General features: G+C 73.5%; 13 protein-coding genes and 5 pseudogenes. 15 read left to right on the forward strand and 3 right to left on the reverse strand.

Translation table 11 applies throughout. The features are described 5' to 3' along the window. Positions 1-88: 88 nt before the first annotated feature. Complete coding sequence (locus QQS16_RS32430) at positions 89-1,126, reverse strand: Rv2578c family radical SAM protein (protein ID WP_286065614.1); 1,038 nt, start codon at positions 1,124-1,126, stop codon at positions 89-91. 159 nt (positions 1,127-1,285) lie between these two features. Between QQS16_RS32430 and QQS16_RS32435 the strand changes: the two genes are divergently transcribed. The 11 genes and pseudogenes from QQS16_RS32435 (at position 1,286) to QQS16_RS32485 (ending at position 15,763) form a co-directional block, all read left to right on the forward strand. Then, positions 1,286-1,729 (forward strand): SRPBCC family protein, encoded by a 444-nt coding sequence (locus tag QQS16_RS32435; protein WP_286065615.1) that lies wholly within the window; start codon positions 1,286-1,288, stop codon positions 1,727-1,729. A gap of 152 nt (positions 1,730-1,881) precedes the next feature. After that, on the forward strand, positions 1,882-4,266 hold the full coding sequence (locus tag QQS16_RS32440) for an MFS transporter (RefSeq protein WP_286065616.1): 2,385 nt from the start codon (positions 1,882-1,884) through the stop codon (positions 4,264-4,266). A 184-nt stretch (positions 4,267-4,450) separates the two neighbouring features. Further along, positions 4,451-6,907 carry an ATP-binding SpoIIE family protein phosphatase gene (locus QQS16_RS32445; protein WP_286065617.1) on the forward strand — a complete coding sequence of 819 codons (2,457 nt, stop codon included), beginning with the start codon at positions 4,451-4,453 and terminating at the stop codon, positions 6,905-6,907. A 150-nt stretch (positions 6,908-7,057) separates the two neighbouring features. Then, on the forward strand, positions 7,058-7,783 hold the full coding sequence (locus QQS16_RS32450) for a class I SAM-dependent methyltransferase (protein ID WP_286065618.1): 726 nt from the start codon (positions 7,058-7,060) through the stop codon (positions 7,781-7,783). Positions 7,784-7,905: 122 nt separating this feature from the next. Then, positions 7,906-8,853: an SMP-30/gluconolactonase/LRE family protein gene (locus QQS16_RS32455; protein WP_286065619.1), complete on the forward strand. Its 948-nt coding sequence runs from the start codon at positions 7,906-7,908 to the stop codon at positions 8,851-8,853. Between the two features lie 248 nt (positions 8,854-9,101). Then, positions 9,102-9,711, forward strand: a pseudogene (locus tag QQS16_RS32460) (heme/hemin ABC transporter substrate-binding protein); the annotation flags it as partial. A gap of 213 nt (positions 9,712-9,924) precedes the next feature. After that, positions 9,925-10,758, forward strand: a complete 834-nt coding sequence (locus QQS16_RS32465) for a M55 family metallopeptidase (protein ID WP_286065620.1) — start codon at positions 9,925-9,927, stop codon at positions 10,756-10,758. Beyond that, entirely contained in the window at positions 10,751-12,055 is a 1,305-nt protein-coding gene (locus QQS16_RS32470) for a M20/M25/M40 family metallo-hydrolase (protein WP_286065621.1), read from the forward strand. Before QQS16_RS32465 ends, QQS16_RS32470 begins: the two co-directional genes overlap by 8 nt. 16 nt (positions 12,056-12,071) lie before the next feature. Further along, positions 12,072-14,020: pseudogene (locus QQS16_RS32475) on the forward strand (S9 family peptidase). Then, entirely contained in the window at positions 14,017-14,940 is a 924-nt protein-coding gene (locus tag QQS16_RS32480) for a S66 peptidase family protein (RefSeq protein WP_286065622.1), read from the forward strand. Before QQS16_RS32475 ends, QQS16_RS32480 begins: the two are co-directional and overlap by 4 nt. A gap of 244 nt (positions 14,941-15,184) precedes the next feature. Continuing rightward, positions 15,185-15,763, forward strand: a complete 579-nt coding sequence (locus tag QQS16_RS32485) for a GNAT family N-acetyltransferase (protein ID WP_286065623.1) — start codon at positions 15,185-15,187, stop codon at positions 15,761-15,763. Positions 15,764-15,860: 97 nt separating this feature from the next. On the opposite strand, the gene QQS16_RS32490 is transcribed toward QQS16_RS32485, so the two are convergent. Beyond that, positions 15,861-16,211, reverse strand: a complete 351-nt coding sequence (locus tag QQS16_RS32490) for a VOC family protein (protein WP_286065624.1) — start codon at positions 16,209-16,211, stop codon at positions 15,861-15,863. 110 nt (positions 16,212-16,321) lie between these two features. On the opposite strand from QQS16_RS32490, the pseudogene QQS16_RS32495 reads away from it, so the two are divergent. From QQS16_RS32495 to QQS16_RS32510, 4 genes and pseudogenes are all read left to right on the forward strand, one after another. Then, a pseudogene (locus QQS16_RS32495) lies at positions 16,322-16,839 on the forward strand (phage holin family protein). 102 nt (positions 16,840-16,941) lie between these two features. Next, a pseudogene (locus tag QQS16_RS44040) lies at positions 16,942-17,031 on the forward strand (hypothetical protein); the annotation flags it as partial. A 68-nt stretch (positions 17,032-17,099) separates the two neighbouring features. Beyond that, positions 17,100-17,650, forward strand: a pseudogene (locus QQS16_RS32505) (SDR family oxidoreductase); the annotation flags it as partial. A gap of 10 nt (positions 17,651-17,660) precedes the next feature. Further along, positions 17,661-17,801 (forward strand): hypothetical protein, encoded by a 141-nt coding sequence (locus tag QQS16_RS32510; RefSeq protein ID WP_286066583.1) that lies wholly within the window; start codon positions 17,661-17,663, stop codon positions 17,799-17,801. An 84-nt stretch (positions 17,802-17,885) separates the two neighbouring features. Here the strand turns inward: QQS16_RS32510 and QQS16_RS32515 are convergent, their stop codons facing one another. Beyond that, on the reverse strand, positions 17,886-18,848 hold the full coding sequence (locus QQS16_RS32515) for an LLM class F420-dependent oxidoreductase (RefSeq protein ID WP_286065625.1): 963 nt from the start codon (positions 18,846-18,848) through the stop codon (positions 17,886-17,888). Positions 18,849-18,970: the final 122 nt, after the last annotated feature.

Consider the following 18,970-nt stretch of genomic DNA (forward strand, 5'->3'; position numbering starts at 1 on the left):
CCGCCGCATCGTCCCGGAAAGCGCCCCCGGAAGAACGGAATCTGCCAAGTCTTGACCCAATTGGGCAGGGGTATGCGCTCGGATGACCTCAGATCAGCGAAAGCTGGGTCGGCTCGGGCAGATCGGGTCGATCCGGCTCGGGCTCCCGGACCCGGCGCGGCATCCCCGCGCGCGTGGGACCGATGCCGTACTCCTCGGCCAGCTCGTGCACCTGACGGGTGATCCGGCGCTGGTACCACTTCGGGGCGTACGAGCCGTCCGCGTACAGCCGCTCGTACCGGCGCACCAGATGCGGGTGCTCCCGGGCCAGCCAGGCCATGAACCACTCCCGGGCACCGGGCCGCAGATGCAGCACCAGCGGGGTGACCGACGTGGCCCCGGAGGCCGCGACGGCCCGCACGGTGTCCCGCAGCTGGGCCGGCTGGTCGCCCAGGAACGGGATCACCGGCGCCATCAGCACCCCGCACTCGATGCCGTGCTCGCCCAGCGTCCGTACCACCTCCAGGCGCCGCTCCGGGGCGGGCGTGCCCGGTTCCACGGTGCGCCACAGTTCCGGGTCGGTGAAGCCGACCGAGACCGAGATGCCGACGTCCGTCACCTCGGCGGCCTGGACCAGCAGGTCGAGGTCGCGCAGGATCAGCGTCCCCTTCGTCAGGATCGAGAAGGGGTTGGCGTGGTCGCGCAGCGCGCCGATGATGCCCGGCATCAGGCGGTAGCGGCCCTCCGCGCGCTGGTAGCAGTCGACGTTCGTGCCCATCGCGATGTGCTCGCCCTGCCAGCGGGGGGAACCGAGCTGGCGGCGCAGCAGCTCGGGCGCGTTCGTCTTGACCACGATCTGCGAGTCGAAGCCGAGGCCGGTGTCGAGGTCCAGGTAGCTGTGGGTCTTGCGGGCGAAGCAGTACACGCACGCGTGCGTGCAGCCCCGGTAGGGGTTGACCGTCCACTGGAAGGACATCCGGGAGACCGCCGGCACCCGGTTGATGATCGACCGGGCACGGACCTCGTGGAAGGTGATCCCGCGGAACTCGGGCGTGTCGAAGGTACGGGTGATCACCGCGTCGGCGCCGAACAACGCGGCGTCGGCCCGGCTGTGGTCGCCGGAGTCCGTGAGGTTCTCCCAGCGCATGAGGCCTCCTCGGTAGCACTGTCCCCAGAATAGAACACCCGTTCGCATGATCGTGCAACGGCCGTTTCCGACCGCTTCCGGGACCCCGATTTGGGTGCCCGGGCACCGGGGTGGTTGGCTTGCCCCCACCCCCGAGAACTCAGGTCCTGGAGGACGTCAATGGCGCAGGTCGAGGCCACTACGGAGCGAGTCGTCGCGGCGGACGCGGAGAAGGTGTTCGACGCCCTCGCCGACTACACCGGCACGCGCGGGAAACTGCTGCCCGAGCAGTTCAGCGAGTACGAGGTGCGGGAGGGCGGCGACGGCGAGGGCTCCCTCGTCCACTGGAAGCTCCAGGCCACCAGCAAGCGGGTGCGCGACTGCCTTCTGGAGGTCACCGAGCCCACCGACGGCGAGCTCGTCGAGAAGGACCGCAACTCCTCCATGGTCACCACCTGGCGGGTCACCCCGGCCGGCGAGGGCAAGTCCCGGGTCGTCGTCACCACGACCTGGCAGGGTGCCGGCGGCATCGGCGGCTTCTTCGAGAAGACCTTCGCGCCCAAGGGGCTCGGCCGCATCTACGACGCCGTGCTGGACAAGCTGGCCACCGAGGTCGAGCGGTAGAGCCAACGGGCGGCTCGTGACGGGAGGTTGGCCCCCTCACCGGTTCGAGTGGATCTCCGTGCCCCCCGGCGTCCCGCCGTAACTCGTCGCGCTTGCTCACAGTTGTCGCTTTACGCGGGAATTGTGCGGCAGCGCGACGAGGGGAGCGGCACGTGGGCGGGACCACTCTGGTACAGGGCGAACCGGCCGCGGCACCCCCGCGGACCCCCACGGCACCACCGGACCCGGTCGCGGAACTGAGCCCACGCCGCGTACGGCTGGTCTTCTTCGCGCTCATGCTCGCGCTGCTGCTGGCGGCGCTGGAGCAGATGATCGTCGCCACCGCGCTGCCGAAGATCGTCGGCGAACTGCACGGCCTGGACAGGATGTCCTGGGCGATCACCGCCTACCTGCTCACCGCCACGATCGGCCTGCCGGTCTACGGCAAGCTCGGCGACCTGTACGGCCGCAAGGGCGTCTTCCAGTTCGCGATCGTCGTCTTCGTCGTCGGCTCCGCCCTCGCGGGCCGCGCGCGGACCATGGACCAGCTGATCGCCTTCCGCGCGGTCCAGGGCATCGGCGCGGGCGGGCTCCTGACGGGTGTGCAGGCGATCGTCGCGGACATCGTGCCGCCCCGGCAGCGCGGACGTCTCCTGGGCCTGACCGGTGCCGCCTTCGGACTCGCCTCCGTCGCCGGACCGCCGCTGGGCGGCTACTTCACCGACCAGCTCTCGTGGCGGTGGTGCTTCTACGTCAACGTGCCCTTCGGCCTGGTCACGCTGGCCGTCGTCGCCGTCGCGCTGAAACTGCCGAAGCCGACCGCGAAGGCGCGGTTCGACGTCCTCGGCGCGCTGCTGCTCACCGCCGCCTCCACCTGCCTGGTGCTGCTGACCAGCTGGGGCGGCACCGAGTACGCCTGGGACTCACCGGTCGTCCTCGGGCTCGGCGCCGGAGCGGTGGCGGCCACCGTGCTCTTCCTCGCCGCCGAGCGCTTCGCCGCCGAACCGCTCATCCCGCTCCGGCTGTTCCGGGACCCCGTCTTCGACGTCACCGCACTGGTGGGCCTCGTGATCGGTGTTGCCCTGTTCGGTGCCGCCGGCTACCTGCCGACGTACCTACAGATGGTCGAGGGGGCCTCCGCCACCGGGTCCGGCCTGCTGATGCTGCCGATGACGGGCGGCATCGTCGGCGCGTCCGTCCTCTCCGGACAGCTCATCACCCGCACCGGGCGCTACAAGATCCACGTGGTCCTCGGCGCCGCCCTCTGCGTCGTGGGCATGGGGCTGCTCTCCCGCCTCGACGCCGATACGCCCCGGCTGCACTCCAGCGTCTGGATGGCCGTCCTCGGCGCAGGCATCGGCATGGTGATGCCGGCCCTCGTCCTCGCCGTGCAGAACTCGGTGCGCCCCGCCGACCTCGGCGCCGCCACCAGCGCCGGCGACTACTTCCGGCAGATCGGCGGCAGCGTCGGCGCCGCGCTGTTCGGCACCCTCCTCGCCGACCGGATCACCGACGCCCCGCACGACACCGTCCCCGCGCGCGCGGCGTCCTCGCTCCCCGATCCGGCGTCCCTCACCCCGCAGCTCGTCCACACGCTGCCCCCGGCGCTGCGCGACGACTACGTCCGGGCCTACGCCGACACCATGCCGCGGATCTTCCTCCTGCTCGTGCCGGTGCTCGTCCTCGGCCTGCTCGTCGCCTGCTTCCTCAGGGAGAAGCCGCTGGTGTCCCAGCACGCTGCCGAACAGGAGCCCGCGACCGCGAACGCCCCGGTCCCGCGGGCCCGTTCGTCCCACGCCACCGGAGCCCCCGTGTGCGGCACGGTGCAGCACCCCGACGGCACCGTCGTGCCCCGCGCGGCGCTCACCCTGATCGACGCCGTCGGGCAGCAGATCGGGCGGGGCGCGAGCGGCGACGACGGCCGGTACGCGCTGTCCACGCCGGGCACGGGATCGTACGTCCTGATCGCCGCGGCCGGCGGGCACCAGCCGCAGGCGGTCTCCGTGACCGTCGGCGAACGTCCCGTCGAGATCGACGTCGTCCTCGGCGGCGCCGGACGCCTCGCGGGCAGCGTGCTGACCGCGGACGGCACCCCGGTGCGGGACGCCACCGTCACCCTCACCGACGTGCGCGGCGAGGTGGTCGCCACCACCCGCAGCGGCCGCGAGGGCGGCTACCTCATCACCGAGCTGGTGGCGGGCGAGTACACCCTCGCCGCCGGCGCGCCCGCCTTCCGCCCGGCCGCGCTCCCGGTCACCGTCCAGGCCTCCCTGGAGACCCGTCAGGACATCGAACTCGCCGGCGGTGCCGTGCTGCGCGGCACCGTGCGGGCGACCGGCGGACGGACCGTCGAGGACGCGCGCGTGACGCTGCTGGACGTGGCGGGCAACGTGGTGGACACCCTCACCACCGGCCCGGACGGAACCTTCCGGTTCGTCGACCTGGCCTCCGGCGAGTACACCGTCATCGCCGCCGGCTATCCGCCGGTCGCCACCGTCCTCCAGGTGACGGGCGGCGGCCGTACCGCACGCGATCTCCACCTGGGACACGAGGACTGAGAACCCGTCAGCGACCGCCTCCAAGGCGCCGTCGCCCCTGCTCAGGGCTGGTGCGCGGGGGCGTGGGCCGATGCGCCGCGGTGCGGCTGATTCCCGGGTTGCCGCACATCGTGACCGGGCGGCGCCGTACGGTGGAGACGGCAGTACCGATCTCGCGGAGCCGTGGGGAAAGAGGGCCTGGGCCATGGACCGTGGCACCGACAGGGACACTTCCTCCCGCCCGGGAACGGGGAGCGGCACCAGGGACACCGAGCCGGGCCGCATCCCGTTGGCCGTCGTCGTGGTGGACCGCCACGGCCTGGTGTCCCACTGGAGCACCGGCGCCCGACGCCTGTTCGCCCTCGCCAAGGAGGAGGCGATCGGCCGGCCCGCGGTCGATCTGCTGCCCGTCTCCGGAGCGCTGCCCGAACCGGACGAGAGCGACCCGCACGGTCCGTACGCTGCCTACGACGGCCTCGGGCCCGATCTGGAGTCCTCCCTCGACGGACGGCTGGCGTACCCGGCCGCGGGCCGGGCCCGGCTCACCGTGCCGGGGAGCGGCCGTGTCGACGTCCTGTGGTGGGCCTACCCGTTGGTCGGTCCCGGACCGGAGCGGCTGCTCGTCCTCGCCGCGGACGCGGGCGGGCTGCGCCGGGGCGGCCCCGAGGAGACCGTGACCGCCGAGCGGATCGCGCCCGCCTTCGGCCTGCACACCGACTTCCCCGGCGCCGAAGGTCTCGCCCGCCGGCTTCCCGAGATCCTGCCCAGCATGAGCGTCGGCGAGAGCGCCCGGATCGTCGCCCAGGTCCTCGAACTCGGCTATCCGGTTCTGGAGTTCAGCCACAACGACCGGGTGCCCGTGACCCCCGACTGGGGCGTGGCCCGGCGTACCGAGCGCCAGGCCCGCCGGGAACGGGCGGCGCGCGCCGCCGCAGCCGGCGAACCCCCGCCGCAGGACCTGGCCGACGAGGGCGAGGACCTGGAGTACACCGCCGTACGCGAACGTCTGGAGTTCCTCAACGAGGTCAGCGGGCGCATCGGCACCTCGCTCGACCTGGCCCGCACCGTCGGCGAGGTCAGCAAGGCCGTCGTGCCCCGCTTCACCGACGTGGCCGGCACCTACCTGCGGGAGCAGGTCGTCGCCGGCGAGGGCTTCCCCGAGGGCGTGCCGGACACCACCACGCTGTGGCACCGGGTCGCCGTCGAGCACACCGACGAACCCGGCCGCTGGGACGACGTCGTACCGGTCGGCGAGGCCATGCCGTTCCCGGCGCACACGCCGTTCTTCCAGTGCATGACCACCGGACAACCCGTCCTCGTGCCCCGCATCAGCGAGGAGCTGGGGCACGCGATCGCCGCGCAGTTCGAGAAGCGGGACATCCGGCCCCTCATCACCGGCCGCTCCATGCTGGTCGTGCCGCTGAAGGCCCGCGACGTCGTCCTCGGCTTCATGATCCTGCTGCGTCACCCGGAGCGCGTCGAGTTCAACGACATGGACCGGGTCACCGGCGCCGAACTCGCCGCCCGCGCGGGCCTGGTGCTCGACAACGCGCGCATGTACACCTACCAGGAGTCCGTCGCCGAGACCCTCCAGGACAGCATGCTGCCGCACATCCCGCCGCACATGGCGGGCTGCGACATCGCCACCCGCTATCTGCCCGGCACCCTCCTCGGCCGGATCGGCGGCGACTGGTTCGACTCGGTGAAGCTGCCCGGCGCGCGCACCGCCCTGGTGGTCGGCGACGTCATGGGCCACGGCCTCAACTCGGCGGCCATGATGGGCCAGTTGCGGACGGCCGTCCAGACCATGGCCGCCCTCGACCTGCCACCCGCCCAACTGCTGCGCAACCTCGACGACCTGGCCCAGCGCCTCGGCGACAGCTACCTCGCGACCTGCCTCTACGCCGTCTACGACCCGATCGCGGGTGAACTGTGCCTCGCCAACGCCGGGCACATCCCGCCCGTCCTGGTGCGGGCCCGGGACGGGGCAGCCGAACTGCTCGACCTGCCCACGGGCGCGCCCATCGGTGTCGGCGGGGTGCCCTTCGAGGCGGTGCGCCTGCGGGTGGAGCCCGGCGACCGGCTGGTGATGTGCACCGACGGCCTGGTGGAGATGCGCGGCGAGGACATCGGCGTGGGGCTCGCCACGCTCTGCGAGTCCGCCGCGCACCCGGCCGCCTCCATGGACGACGCCTGCGACACCGTCATCCGCGCCCTGAACACGCGCGGTGGGCGCAAGGACGACGTGGCCCTGCTGATGGCACGGCTCAACGGCATCGCCCCCGACGACGTCGCCGAGTGGCGGCTGCCCCTCGACCCGGCCGAGGCCGGGCGGGCCCGCGCGGCGGTCCGCGAGCAGCTCCAGGTGTGGGGGCTCGCGAGGCTGGCCGATCCCGCCGCGCTCATGGTCGGCGAACTGGTCACCAACGCCCTACGGCACTCCCATCACCGGCCCGTCGACCTGCGCCTGGTGCGCGGCGACACCCTGCTGTGCGAAGTGGACGACGACGACCACGACCTGCCGACGCTGCTGAGCGCCGGGCCCGGTGACGAGTACGGGCGCGGGCTGCGGGTGGTCAGCACCCTCGCGCGTGAGTGGGGCACCAGCCGGACGAAGGCCGGCAAGACCGTCTGGTTCGAACTGACACTGCCGCCGCGCTGATCCGGCCGCGGGCGCGGGGGCGCACGAGGGCGTACGCGTGTCGAACGGGCCGTGCAGGAACGCGCCGCGCGCTTGTGACGGCGACCGGGGCGCGATACACCGTACTGGCCCGTCACTTGAGGGGCGGCCGTCGCACCCTGGGGAGTGGTGATGAGCGTGACGAGTCGGTACCGGGAGGCCTGGGAGGGCTTCTGGCGTGAGGCCCCGGACGAGCAGGGGGCCGTGTTCTGGGACGCGGAGCCGATCCTCACCGCCGGCGCCCACCTCGCCCTGTTCGAACCCCACCTGGCCGATCACAACCTGCCGATGGTGGACCTCGGCTGCGGCAACGGCACCCAGACACGCTTCCTCGCCGACCGCTTCCCGCACGTGATCGGCGCCGACATCTCCGCCGCCGCCCTGGACCACGCCCGGCGCGCGGATCCGGCGGAGCAGGCGTCGTACCGGCTGCTGGACGCCGCCGAGAAGGACGCCGCCCGGACCCTGCACGCGGAACTCGGTGACGCCAACGTCTACATGCGGGGCGTGCTGCACCAGGCCGCCCCGGAGGACCGGCAGCCGCTGGTCGACGGGATCGCCGCGCTCGTCGGGGAGCGCGGCCGGGCGTTCCTCGTCGAGCTGTCCGAGTCCGCCAAGCCCGTCCTGCTGGACCTGGCGCGGAGCGCGGCGGGACCGCCGCCCAAGCTGGCGCCCGTCTTCCGGCACGGTCTCACCCCCGGCGAGGTCGCCGACGACGCGGTCCCCGGTTACCTGGACGCCGCCGGACTGACCGTCCTGGCGGGCGGTGAACTGCCCCTCACCACCACGGAGTACCGGCCCGACGGCACCAGGATCGAACTGCCGTCGAGGTGGCTGATGGCGGGCCGCACAGCGTGACCCGGGGGGCGGCCGGGACCGCGGGGAACCCTCGAGGGCGCCGGTGCGTTGCCAACAAGCGGCAGTGTCAGCGTAGTTGTTGTCGTGTTTGTCGGCGAACCCCTGCCCTGGAGGTCTCCACCATGACCCCGACCCACCCCCGCCCGACCCGGCGTGCCGTGCTCGGTGGCGCGACCCTGGCCGCCCTGGCCGCGACGGTCGGCGCCGGTACGGCGAGCGCGACCCCGAACGCCGCCTGGCCGACCGGGTTCCCGCTCCCCAACGGCTGGCTCCCCGAGGGCATCGCCATCGGCAGCAAGCCGTACGCCTACCTGGGATCGCGGGCCAACGGCGCCATCTACCGGGCCGACCTGCGCACCGGCGAGGGCAGGGTCCTCTTCGCGGGCGGCACCGGCCTGATCTCGGTCGGCCTGAAGGTCGACGACCGCGCGGGCCTGCTGTACGTCGCCGGGAACACCGGAGTCGGCCGGGTCCACGACTCCCGCTCCGGCGAGCTCCTCGCCACCTACCGACTGACTCCGGCCACCGGTCACTTCATCAACGACGTCACCCTGCTCGGCGACCGCGCCTGGTTCACCGACTCGCGCGACGCGGTGCTCCACGGCGTCCCGCGGGGCGGCCGGGACGGCGCCGTCCACGCCCTGCCGCTCACCGGTGACTGGACGCAGTTGCCCGACGTCATCAACGCCAACGGCATCGTCGGCACCCCCGACGGCCGCGGGCTGATCGTCGTCAAGAGCACACCGGGCGAGCTGTACAACGTGAACCTCAGGACGGGGTACGCCACCAGGATCACGCTGGTCGGCCAGGACACCGTCGTCAACGGCGACGGCCTGTGGCGCATCGGCCGCACGCTGTACGTCGTGCAGAACCGGCTGAACCTGGTCAGTGTCTGGGACCTCGACAGGACGGCCACCACGGCGACCCTGCGCGGGACCGTCACCGACCCGCGCTTCGACGTACCGACCACGGCCGCCCGCTTCGGCGACCGGCTGTACCTGGTCAACGCCCGTTTCACGACGGCACCGACGCCCGAGACCACGTACGACGCCGTCGCGGTATCCCTGTGATCCCGCGCTGACGGCGGGCCGCCCTCCGGGCCGGGGGAGACCCGCCGTCAGGGGGGGTTGTCAGCCGGCCGTGCGGCCGCGGCGGTAGGCCACCCATCCCGCGCCCAGCAGGGCGGCGGCGAGCGCGGCGACGGAGAGCACCGTGACGCCGGTGGAGGCGAGGCTGCCGCCGGCCGTCGAGGTGCCGGTGTCCGAGCCGCCGGTGCCGGAACCGGTCGCCGAGCCGGAGGTCTCGCCGGAGGCGGAGCCGCCCGAGCGTGGTGCTCGCCGACACCGACACCGGTCCGCGGAGGCCATCGACCAGATCCGGGACGCGGGCGTCCCGGTGGTCGTCCTCGACCCGGCCACCGAGCTGTCCGACGTGCCCGTCCGCACCACCCGCGTCGCCGAGGCCCTCGGGGTGCCGGAGGCGGGCCGGGCCCTCAACGCCCGCTTCGACAAGGAACTCGCGGCGGCCCGGGCGGCCGTGCCGGACGGCAGCGAGCCCAAGGTGGCGTTCCTGTACATGCGCGGCAGCGCGGCCGTCTACCTGATGGGCGGCAGGGGATCGGGCGCCGACTCGCTGCTCGCGGCGGCGGGCGCGGTGGACGCCGGGGTCCGGGCCGGCCTCGACAAGCCGTTCACGCCCCTCACCAGCGAGGCCCTGGTCGCGGCCCAGCCCGATGTGATCCTGATGATGGACAGGGGCCTGGAGTCGGTCGGCGGCGTCGACGGACTCGTCGGCATCCCGGGCATCCGCGAGACCCCGGCCGGGGCGGACCGGCGGGTCGTCACCCTGGAGGACGGGGTCCTGCTGAGCTTCGGGCCGCGCACCCCGCTGGTGATCGACATCCCGTCGACCGCGTCCACGGGAAGTGAGGCCCGGCTCCACGGGAAGTGAGGCCCGGCTCAAGGAGAGTGAGGCCCGGCTCCAAGGAAAGGGGCCCCGATCGGCCCCAGGGGGCGAGTCACCCGCATCACGCGGCGGAGTCACCCGGCGCCACCGGACGGTGCCCCACCCGGCTCCCGGGACCGGCATGGGCGCCCGCGCTTCCTGGCCCGTTCCGCCCGTGGCGCGTAACGTGACGGAGCATGAAGATCCTGATCAGCGCCGACATGGAGGGCGCCACCGGGGTGACCTGGCCGGCCGACGTGCTGCCGGGGACCCCGCAGTGGGAGCGGTGCCGCTCGATGTTCACCTCGGACGTCAACGCCGCCGTCCTCGGGTTCTTCGACGGTGGCGCCGACGACGTCCTGATCAACGAGGCCCACTCGTCCATGCGCAACCTGCTCCTCGAACAGCTCGACGAGCGGGCCCAGATGCTCACCGGCCGTCACAAGTCACTGTCCATGGTGGAGGGCGTGCAGCACGGTGACGTGGACGGCATCGCCTTCGTCGGTTACCACGCGGGCGCCGGCGCGGAGGGCGTCCTCGCGCACACCTACCTCGCCAACTCCGTCACCGGCGTGTGGCTGAACGGCGTACGGGCGAGCGAGGGGCTGCTCAACGCCCATGTCGTCGCCGAGTACGGGGTGCCCGTCGTGCTGGTCACCGGTGACGACGTGGCCTGCGAGGACGCGCTCGGCTACGCCCCCGAGGCGCTGAAGGTCGCCGTCAAGGACCATGTGTCGCGCTATGCGGCCGTGTGCCGTACGCCGGCCAGGACCGCCGCCGACATCCGGGCCGCCGCCAAGGCGGCCGCGTCCCTGGCGATCCGTCAGAAACCGGTGCAGGGTGGACCGTTCAGTGTGGCGCTGGAGTTCGACGCCGAGCACCTGGCGATGGCCGCCACCGTCGTGCCCGGTGTGGTCCGCGCCGGGGAGCGGAAGGTGGCGTACACCAGCGACACCATGTACGAGGGGATCCGCACGTTCAAGGCGGTGACCACGATCGTCTCGGCCGCCGTGGAGGAGCAGTATGGCTGACCAGCAGGCCCTGGACGAGGCCGTCGAGTTCACCTCCGGCCTCATCCGCCTCGACACCACCAACCGCGGCGGCGGCGACTGCCGGGAGCGCCCCGCCGCCGAGTACGCCGCCGAACGGCTCGCCGGGGCGGGCCTGGACCCCGTCCTCCTGGAACGCACCCCGGGCCGGACGAACGTCGTCGCCCGCGTCGAGGGCACCGACCCGTCGGCGGACGCCCTGCTCGTCCACGGTCACCTGGACGTGGTGCCCGCCGAGGCCCGGGACTGGAGCGTGCATCCCTTCTCCGGGGAGATCCGCGACGGGGTCGTGTGGGGCCGGGGCGCGGTCGACATGAAGAACATGGACGCGATGATCCTCGCCGTCGTCCGCGCCTGGGCGCGGGAGGGCGTACGGCCCCGGCGGGACCTCGTCGTCGCGTTCACCGCCGACGAGGAGGCCAGCGCCGAGGACGGCTCCGGATTCCTCGCCGACGAGCACCCCGGGCTGTTCGAGGGCTGCACGGAGGCCGTCGGCGAGTCGGGGGCGTTCACCTTCCACGACGGGAGCGGGCGGGAGCTGTACCCGATCGCGGCCGGCGAGCGCGGCACCGCCTGGCTGAAGCTCACCGCGCGCGGGCGGGCCGGCCACGGCTCCAAGGTGAACCGGGAGAACGCCGTGACCCGGCTCGCCGCCGCGATCACCCGGATCGGCGAGCACGAGTGGCCGCTCCGGCTCACCCCGACCGTGCGCGCCGCGCTCACCGAACTCGCCGCGCTGCACGGCGTCGAGACCGGCCTCGACGACGTGGACGCGCTGCTCGACAAGCTCGGCCCGGCGGCGCGGCTCGTCGAGGCGACCGTCCGCAACAGCGCCAACCCGACCATGCTGGACGCCGGTTACAAGATCAATGTGATTCCCGGGGAGGCCGTCGCGTATGTCGACGGGCGCTGGCTCTTCGGCGCCGAAGCCGAGTTCCGCGCCACCCTCGACGACCTCACCGGACCTGACGTGACGTGGGAGTTCGAGCACCGGGAAGTCGCCCTCCAGGCACCGGTGGACTCGGCGACGTACGCCCGGATGCGGGCCGCCGTCGAGGAGTTCGCGCCCGGGGGACACGTGGTGCCGTACTGCATGTCCGGCGGCACCGACGCCAAGCAGTTCTCCCGCCTCGGGATCACCGGCTACGGCTTCACCCCGCTGAAGCTCCCTGAGGGCTTCGACCACCAGGCCCTCTTCCACGGCGTCGACGAGCGGGTGCCCGTCGAGGCGCTGCACTTCGGCGTCCGTGTCCTCGACCGCTTCCTGCGCACGGCCTAGGCATCCGGGAGACGAAGTGCGGACGTTGGCGTACGGTTCCTGGCCCTCGCCCATCGACGCGGCGCTCGCCGCCGCGCACGACGGGCACCCCGAGTACGTGGGCTTCGTCGGCGACGAGACCTGGTGGACCGAGCCCCGGCCCACCGAGGGCGGCCGACGCACCCTGGTGCGGCGGCACGCCGACGGCATGCAGGAGCCGGTGCTGCCCGCCCCGTGGAACGTGCGCAGCCGCGTCATCGAGTACGGCGGCCATCCCTGGGCCGGAGCGATGGTGGACGGCGAACCGCTCGTCGTCTTCGCGCACTTCGCCGACCAGCGCCTGTACCGCTACGGACCGGGCGGTGAACCGGTTCCGCTCACCCCCCTGTCCACCGTCGGCGGCGGACTGCGCTGGGCGGAACCGCAGCTGCGCCTCGACCGCGGCGAAGTGTGGTGCGTGCTGGAGGAGTTCACCGGTGAGGCGCCCACCGACGTCCGGCGGGTCCTGGCGGCCGTACCGCTGGACGGCTCGGCCGCCGGGGACCGGCGCGGGGTACGCGAACTCACCGACGACCGGCACCGGTTCGTCACCGGCCCCCGGCTCACGCCGGACGGGCGGCGGGCGGCCTGGCTCGCCTGGGACCACCCGCGCATGCCGTGGGACGGCACGGAGCTGATCGTCGCCGACGTCATGGACGACGGCACCTTCGGACCGGCACGGACGGTGGCCGGGGGAGCGCGGGAGTCCGTCGCCCAGGCCGAATGGTCGGCGGACGGCCGTCTGCTGTACGCGAGCGACCGTACGGGCTGGTGGAACCTGTACCGCGACGGCGAACCGCTCTGCCCGCGCGAGGAGGAGTTCGGCGGGCCGCTGTGGAAGCTTCCCGCTGGTTCGCCCCGTTGGAGGGCGGACTCGTCGCCGTCGTGCACGGCCGCGGCGCCACCACCCTCGGCGTGCTCGACCCGGAGACCGGCGAACTCGTCGACACGGCCGGCCCCTGGACCGAGTTCACACCCACCCTCGCGGTGCGCGGCGACCGCGTGGTCACCGTCGGAGCCAGCCCGCGCAGCGCGTACGAGGTGGTGGAGCTGGACACCCGCACCGGCCGGGCCCGGGTGGTCGGAGCCCCGCACGACGACGCCGTGGACCCCGCCTACTACCCCGAACCGCAGATCCGCACCTTCACCGGGCCCGCCGGACGCGAGGTCCACGCCCACATCTACCCGCCGCACCACCCCGGCTGCGCCGCACCGGGCGGGGAACTGCCGCCGTACGTCGTGTGGGCCCACGGCGGCCCCACCGGCCGCGCGCCCCTCGTCCTCGACCTCCAGATCGCCTACTTCACCTCACGCGGCATCGGGGTCGCCGAGGTCAACTACGGCGGCTCCACCGGCTACGGCCGGGCGTACCGGGACCTGCTGCGCGAGCAGTGGGGGGTGGTCGACGTCGAGGACTGCGCGGCCGTCGCGCTCGCGCTCGCCGACGAGGGCACCGCCGACCGCGATCGGCTGGCGATCCGCGGCGGCAGCGCGGGCGGCTGGACCGCGGCCGCCTCCCTCGCCGCGACCGACGTCTACGCCTGCGGCACGATCCTCTATCCCGTGCTCGACCTGGTCGGCTGGGGCGCGGGGCAGACCCACGACTTCGAGTCGCGGTACCTGGAGAGCCTCGTCGGCCCCTACGACGAGGTTCCCGGCCGGTACGTGCAGCGCTCGCCCGCCGAGCACGCCGACCGGATCACCGCGCCCTTCGTGCTGTTCCAGGGACTGGACGACGTGATCTGCCCGCCCGCGCAGTGCGAGGAGTTCCTCGCCCGGCTGGCGGGCCGCCGGGTGCCGCACGCGTACCTCGCGTTCGAGGGGGAGGGCCACGGGTTCCGGCGCGCGGAAACCATGATCCGCGTGCTGGAGTCCGAACTCTCCCTGTACGCCCAGGTGTTCGGGCTCACCCCGCCCGGCGTCCCGACGTTGGAGCTCACCAGGTGAAGGAACTCGTCCGGCCGGTGAGGCTGGCCCCCGGGGCCCGGGTGGCCGTGGTGGCGCCCAGCGGGCCCGTGGCCGAGGAGCGGCTGGAGGCCGGTCTGGACGTTCTGCGCGGCTGGGACCTCGACCCGGTGGTGGGCCCGCATGTGCTGGACCGGCACGGCGCCCTGCCCCATCTGGCGGGCACGGACGCCGACCGGGCCGCCGACCTGCAGAGCGCGTGGTGCGACCCGGCCGTGGACGCGGTGCTGTGCGCGCGGGGCGGATACGGGGCGCAGCGGACGGCCGACCTGCTGGACTGGGCGGCGATGCGGGCGGCCGGACCCAAGGTGTTCGTCGGCTTCAGCGACATCACCTCGCTGCACCAGGCGTTCGCCACCCGGCTGGGCCTGGTCACCCTGCACGGACCGGCGGCGGCCGGTGTCGACTTCGTCAAGAACGCGGCAGCGCAGGAGCACCTCAGGGCCACGCTGTTCGCTCCCGAGACGGTCCGCACGCTCACCTCCCGGGGCACCGCGCTGGTTCCCGGGCGGGCCCGGGGCGTCACGCTGGGCGGCTGCCTGAGCATGCTCGCCTCCGACCTGGGCACCCCGCACGCCCGCCGCACGGCACGCGGCGGGCTGCTGCTGACCGAGGACGTGGGCGAGCGGGCGTACCGCGTCGACCGGATGCTGACCCAGCTGCTGCGCGGTGCCTGGCTCGACGGTGTCACGGGGATCGCGCTCGGCTCCTGGACCGCCTGCGGTCCGTACGCCGACCTGCGGGCGGTCCTCGCCGACCGGCTCGGCGGCCTCGGCGTGCCCGTGCTGGAGGAGTTCGGGTTCGGGCACTGCGAGGGGGCCTCGACGGTTCCCTTCGGTGTCGCCGCCGAGCTCGACGCCGACGCGGGCACCTTGACGCTCGACGAACCGGCACTGCGCTGACGCCGCGGGTGAGCCGCAGGGGTCGGGGTGAGCCGTGAGGGCGCGAGGTGAGCGGCAGGGACGCGGGGTGAGCGGCAGGGACGCGGCGCCCCTCGCAGGCGGTCGTCGCCACCACCCGCCGCTGCCGGGCGCCAGGATGAACTGCTCCGCCGCATCCCGACTGGAGGTCACCTCAGTGTTCCCCGTACGGGCACTTGTCGGTGGGTGAGCGGCAGGGGCGCGGGGTGAGCCGTAGGGTGGCGGAGTGCCTCACCACGCTTCCCGCTATCTCGCCGAAGGCCCGCGCGTGGGCGTACGGCCCTTCACGTACGAGGACGGCGCCGAGTTCACCGCCCGGGCGAGGCAGAGCCGGGAACTGCACCGGCCGTGGCTGTTCCCGCCGGACAGCCCCAGCGCGTACACCGCCTACGCGGGGCGGCTGATCGAGGATCCGGCCCGGGCCGGGTTCCTGGTGTGCGAGAAGGCCCCGGAGCCGGGCGGGGACGGATCCGTGGCCGGGGCCGTCGCCGGGTTCATCAACATCAACAACATCGTCCGGGACGGATTCCAGTGCGGGGCGCTCGGCTACGGCGCGTTCGCGCACGCCGCCGGGCGCGGGCTGATGCGGGAAGGCCTCGGCCTCGTGGTCGGGTACGCGTTCGGGCCGATGAGGCTGCACCGGCTGGAGATCAACGTGCAGCCCGGGAACGCCGCGTCCATCGCGCTCGCCCGGGCCTGCGGATTCCGGCTGGAGGGCTTCTCACCGGCCATGCTCTTCGTCGACGGCGCCTGGCGGGACCACGAGCGGTGGGCGATCACCGCCGAGATGCGAGCGGCGGGCTGATCTCACGGGTGGTCCGGAGCAGGGCGACCTGGCACCGGGCGCCCGCTCGGGGTGACCGCACGGTGCCCGGGTCGCCCTGGCACGGGGCCTCGATCCGCTACGCGCCGCCACGGTCCACGTACTCGTACACCGCCCCGTCCGGGTGCATCGCGATCAGGTTGCGGCCCGCCGGCGTGGCGACCGGGCCCGCGATCACGCGGGCGCCCAGCTCCGTCAGCACCCGGTGGGCCTCGTCGACGTCCTTGACCGCGATCGTGGCGGCGACCTTGCGCAGCACCTCCAGCTCGGCCGCGGGGCCGCTCATCAGCAGGAAGCAGCCGACCGCGGCGACCTGGACGCCGCCGCGCTCGAAGCGGAGGGCGGTGCCGCCCGCGAGCCGTTCGTAGAAGGGGACCGCGGTCTCCAGGTCGTCGACGCAGACGCGCAGCGTGGCTCCCAGAATGTCCATGCGGAAAAGCCTAGTTGGGACGCCGGGGCAGGGAGATCGTTTCCCGCGATCCGCTCGTCGGCCGCCTGCCGTGGGCGTTACGCGCCGGTGGCCGGGGGTACCCGGCGGCCATGGACCGCTTGGATCACCTGGAGCATCTGGACCGGCATCTGGTCGACGAGCTGGCGCAGGTCGCGCGCGAGACCGTCCGCGAGGAACTGCGCGAGCAGACCCGCAAGCAGCGCCGTACGGCCATGCTTACGCCGCCTCCGGCACCGTCGCCCTGTACGCGGGCGCGGCCGTCGCGCTCGCCGTCGGACTCGCGCTCGCCCTCGTGCTGCCCGACTGGGCCGCCGCACTGATCACCGCGGCGATCCTCGGCGTCGTCGCCTACATGCTGCGCGGTGCCGCCCGTCCCTCCGCGTCCCGGCCCTCGCACGCGCCCGAGGCGGGCCCCACCGCGAACGGTCACCAGCCGGGCATCGGCGGCACGTTGCCGTCCTCGCCGCCCGGCGCCGGCGGCCCGATCCCGCCGATGCCGCCCGTGGCACCCCAGGCGGGCGCACCGGAGCCCGGCACGTCCGGGACCCCGGCCGCGCCGCCGCGGCCCGACGGCATCGCCCCCGAGCAGCCGCACCACCGGGCGTGATCCGAGGTGCGCCGCATCCGCAGAGCCCCGCGGTCGCGGTCGGCGCACGGCAAAACGGTCGTGGTGACTGGCGCCAGCGGTGGCCTGGGCCGGGCCACGGCGGTGGCCTTCACCGCCCGGGGCGACCGGGTCGCCCTGCTGGCCCGGGGCCGCGCGGGCCTCGCCGCGACGGCGGACGACGTGCAGCGCGCCGGCGGTGAGGCGTTCGTCGTCACCGTGGACATGGCGGACGCCAAGGCGGTGGAGGCCACCGCCGTGGCCTGGGCCGGGCCACGGCGGTGGCCTTCACCGCCCGGGGCGACCGGGTCGCCCTGCTGGCCCGGGGCCGCGCGGGCCTCGCCGCGACGGCGGACGACGTGCAGCGCGCCGGCGGTGAGGCGTTCGTCGTCACCGTGGACATGGCGGACGCCAAGGCGGTGGAGGCCGCCGCCCAGCAGGTGACCGACGCGTTCGGGCCCATCGACGTCTGGGTCGACAACGCCTTCGGCGGGATCTTCGCCCCGTTCACCGAGATCACTCCGGACGAGTTCCGGCGGGTGACCGAAGTGACCTGTCCGGGCTACGTGTTCGGCACCCGGCCGCGCTGCGCCACATGCTGCCGCGTGACCGGGGAACCATCGCGCAGGTCGGTTCGGCGCTCGCCTACCGAGGGGTCCCCTTGCAGTCGGCGTACTGCGGGGCCAAGCACACCATCCAGGGCTTCAACGAGTCGCTGCGGTGCGAGCTGTTGCACGAGGGCAACGGCGTGCGCACCACGATGGTGCAGCTGCCGGCCGTCAACACTCCTCAGTTCGCATGGGTCTTGATTCGACGACGAGGCCGTGGCGGGCAGCCCGCAGGGCTGGGTGTCCCGCAACCGGGGGCGGATGGGCGCCGGAGCGCTGTCCGCGGCGGGCCTGGGCGCCATGGTGAGCGCCGGGCTGCGCCGCGCGGGCCGGCCACCGTCCCGGCGGCGGACCTGAACAGGTCGCCGTCGTGGCGGACATGAACGTCGGCCGACGCGTGTCACACCGGCCGGCGCATGTCCCGCGAGGCGCGCTGCCGGTTCAGGCACTCTGCTGAAGCTGCGGCAGCACCTTCGTGCGGTAGAAGTCGAAGAACCCGCGCAGGTCGGGTCCGATCTGGTTGACGTAGACGACGTCGAAGCCGGCGTCGGCGAACTGCTTCAGCTCCGCGACGTGCTCCTCCACGTCGTCGCCGCACACCCGGTTCTGGCGGACCATGTCCTCGGTGACCAGCGACTGCGCCTGCTCGAAGTGCTTGGGCGAGGGCAGCACCTGGGCCAGTTCGCCGGGCAGCTGCTCGTTGGCCCAGAGCCGGTGCACGGTCCGTACGGCCTCGTCCTTGTCGGTGTCGTAGCAGACCTTGGTGCCGCCGCTGACGAGATTTCCGCCGCCCCCGCCCTTGCGGTACTGCTCCACCATCGCCGCGTCCGGCTGGATGGTGATGTACCCGTCGGCGACCCGGGAGGCGAGCTGGGTGGCCGCGGGCCCGAAACCGGAGACGTCGATCGGGACGGGCTCGTCGGGAACCGTGTACAGGCGGGCGTTCTCCACCGTGTAGTGCGTGCCGTGGTGGTTGACCTCCTCGCCGGTGAACAGCCGCCGCATCACCTGGATGGCCTCCTCCAGCATCTCCAGCCGTACGTGCGCGGGCGGCCAGGCGTCACCGAGGATGTGCTCGTTGAGCGCCTCGCCGGTGCCGACGCCCAGCCGGAAGCGGCCGTTCGTCATCACCGCGCTGGTCGCCGCGGCCTGTGCCACCACCGCCGGATGCATCCGTACGGTCGGGCAGGTCACCGCCGTCTCGATCGGCAGCGACACGGCCTCCGACAGGGCGCCGATCACCGACCAGACGAACGGGCTCTGGCCCTGCGCGTCGTTCCACGGGTGGTAGTGGTCGGAGATCCACAGTGCCTGGAATCCGGCCTGTTCGGCCATGCGTGCCTGCTCGACGAGCTCGGCGGGACCGTACTGCTCGCACGAGAGGAAGTAGCCGTATTCGGGCATGGGGGGTGTGCCTCCACGAAGTGGGCGGGTGGTTCGGCGTCCCGGGTACCCGGCGGCCCCGGCGGAAACCGGTCCGTACGGGCCGGGGCGGGGCCAGGCGGACGTTTGGGTGACCTGACCAG

The sequence above is a fragment of the Streptomyces sp. ALI-76-A genome (assembly GCF_030287445.1).
In the GTDB taxonomy this organism is placed as follows: Bacteria; Actinomycetota; Actinomycetes; order Streptomycetales; family Streptomycetaceae; genus Streptomyces.

Excerpts from the sequence above, each read along its gene's own strand:
- QQS16_RS32430 (WP_286065614.1), bottom strand. The coding sequence starts at position 1,126 with ATGCGCTGGGAGAACCTCACGGACTCCGGCGACCACAGCCGGGCCGAC.
- QQS16_RS32435 (WP_286065615.1), top strand. The coding sequence starts at position 1,286 with ATGGCGCAGGTCGAGGCCACTACGGAGCGAGTCGTCGCGGCGGACGCG.
- QQS16_RS32445 (WP_286065617.1), top strand. The coding sequence starts at position 4,451 with ATGGACCGTGGCACCGACAGGGACACTTCCTCCCGCCCGGGAACGGGG.
- QQS16_RS32450 (WP_286065618.1), top strand. The coding sequence starts at position 7,058 with ATGAGCGTGACGAGTCGGTACCGGGAGGCCTGGGAGGGCTTCTGGCGT.
- QQS16_RS32455 (WP_286065619.1), top strand. The coding sequence starts at position 7,906 with ATGACCCCGACCCACCCCCGCCCGACCCGGCGTGCCGTGCTCGGTGGC.
- QQS16_RS32465 (WP_286065620.1), top strand. The coding sequence starts at position 9,925 with ATGAAGATCCTGATCAGCGCCGACATGGAGGGCGCCACCGGGGTGACC.
- QQS16_RS32470 (WP_286065621.1), top strand. The coding sequence starts at position 10,751 with ATGGCTGACCAGCAGGCCCTGGACGAGGCCGTCGAGTTCACCTCCGGC.
- QQS16_RS32490 (WP_286065624.1), bottom strand. The coding sequence starts at position 16,211 with ATGGACATTCTGGGAGCCACGCTGCGCGTCTGCGTCGACGACCTGGAG.
- QQS16_RS32515 (WP_286065625.1), bottom strand. The coding sequence starts at position 18,848 with ATGCCCGAATACGGCTACTTCCTCTCGTGCGAGCAGTACGGTCCCGCC.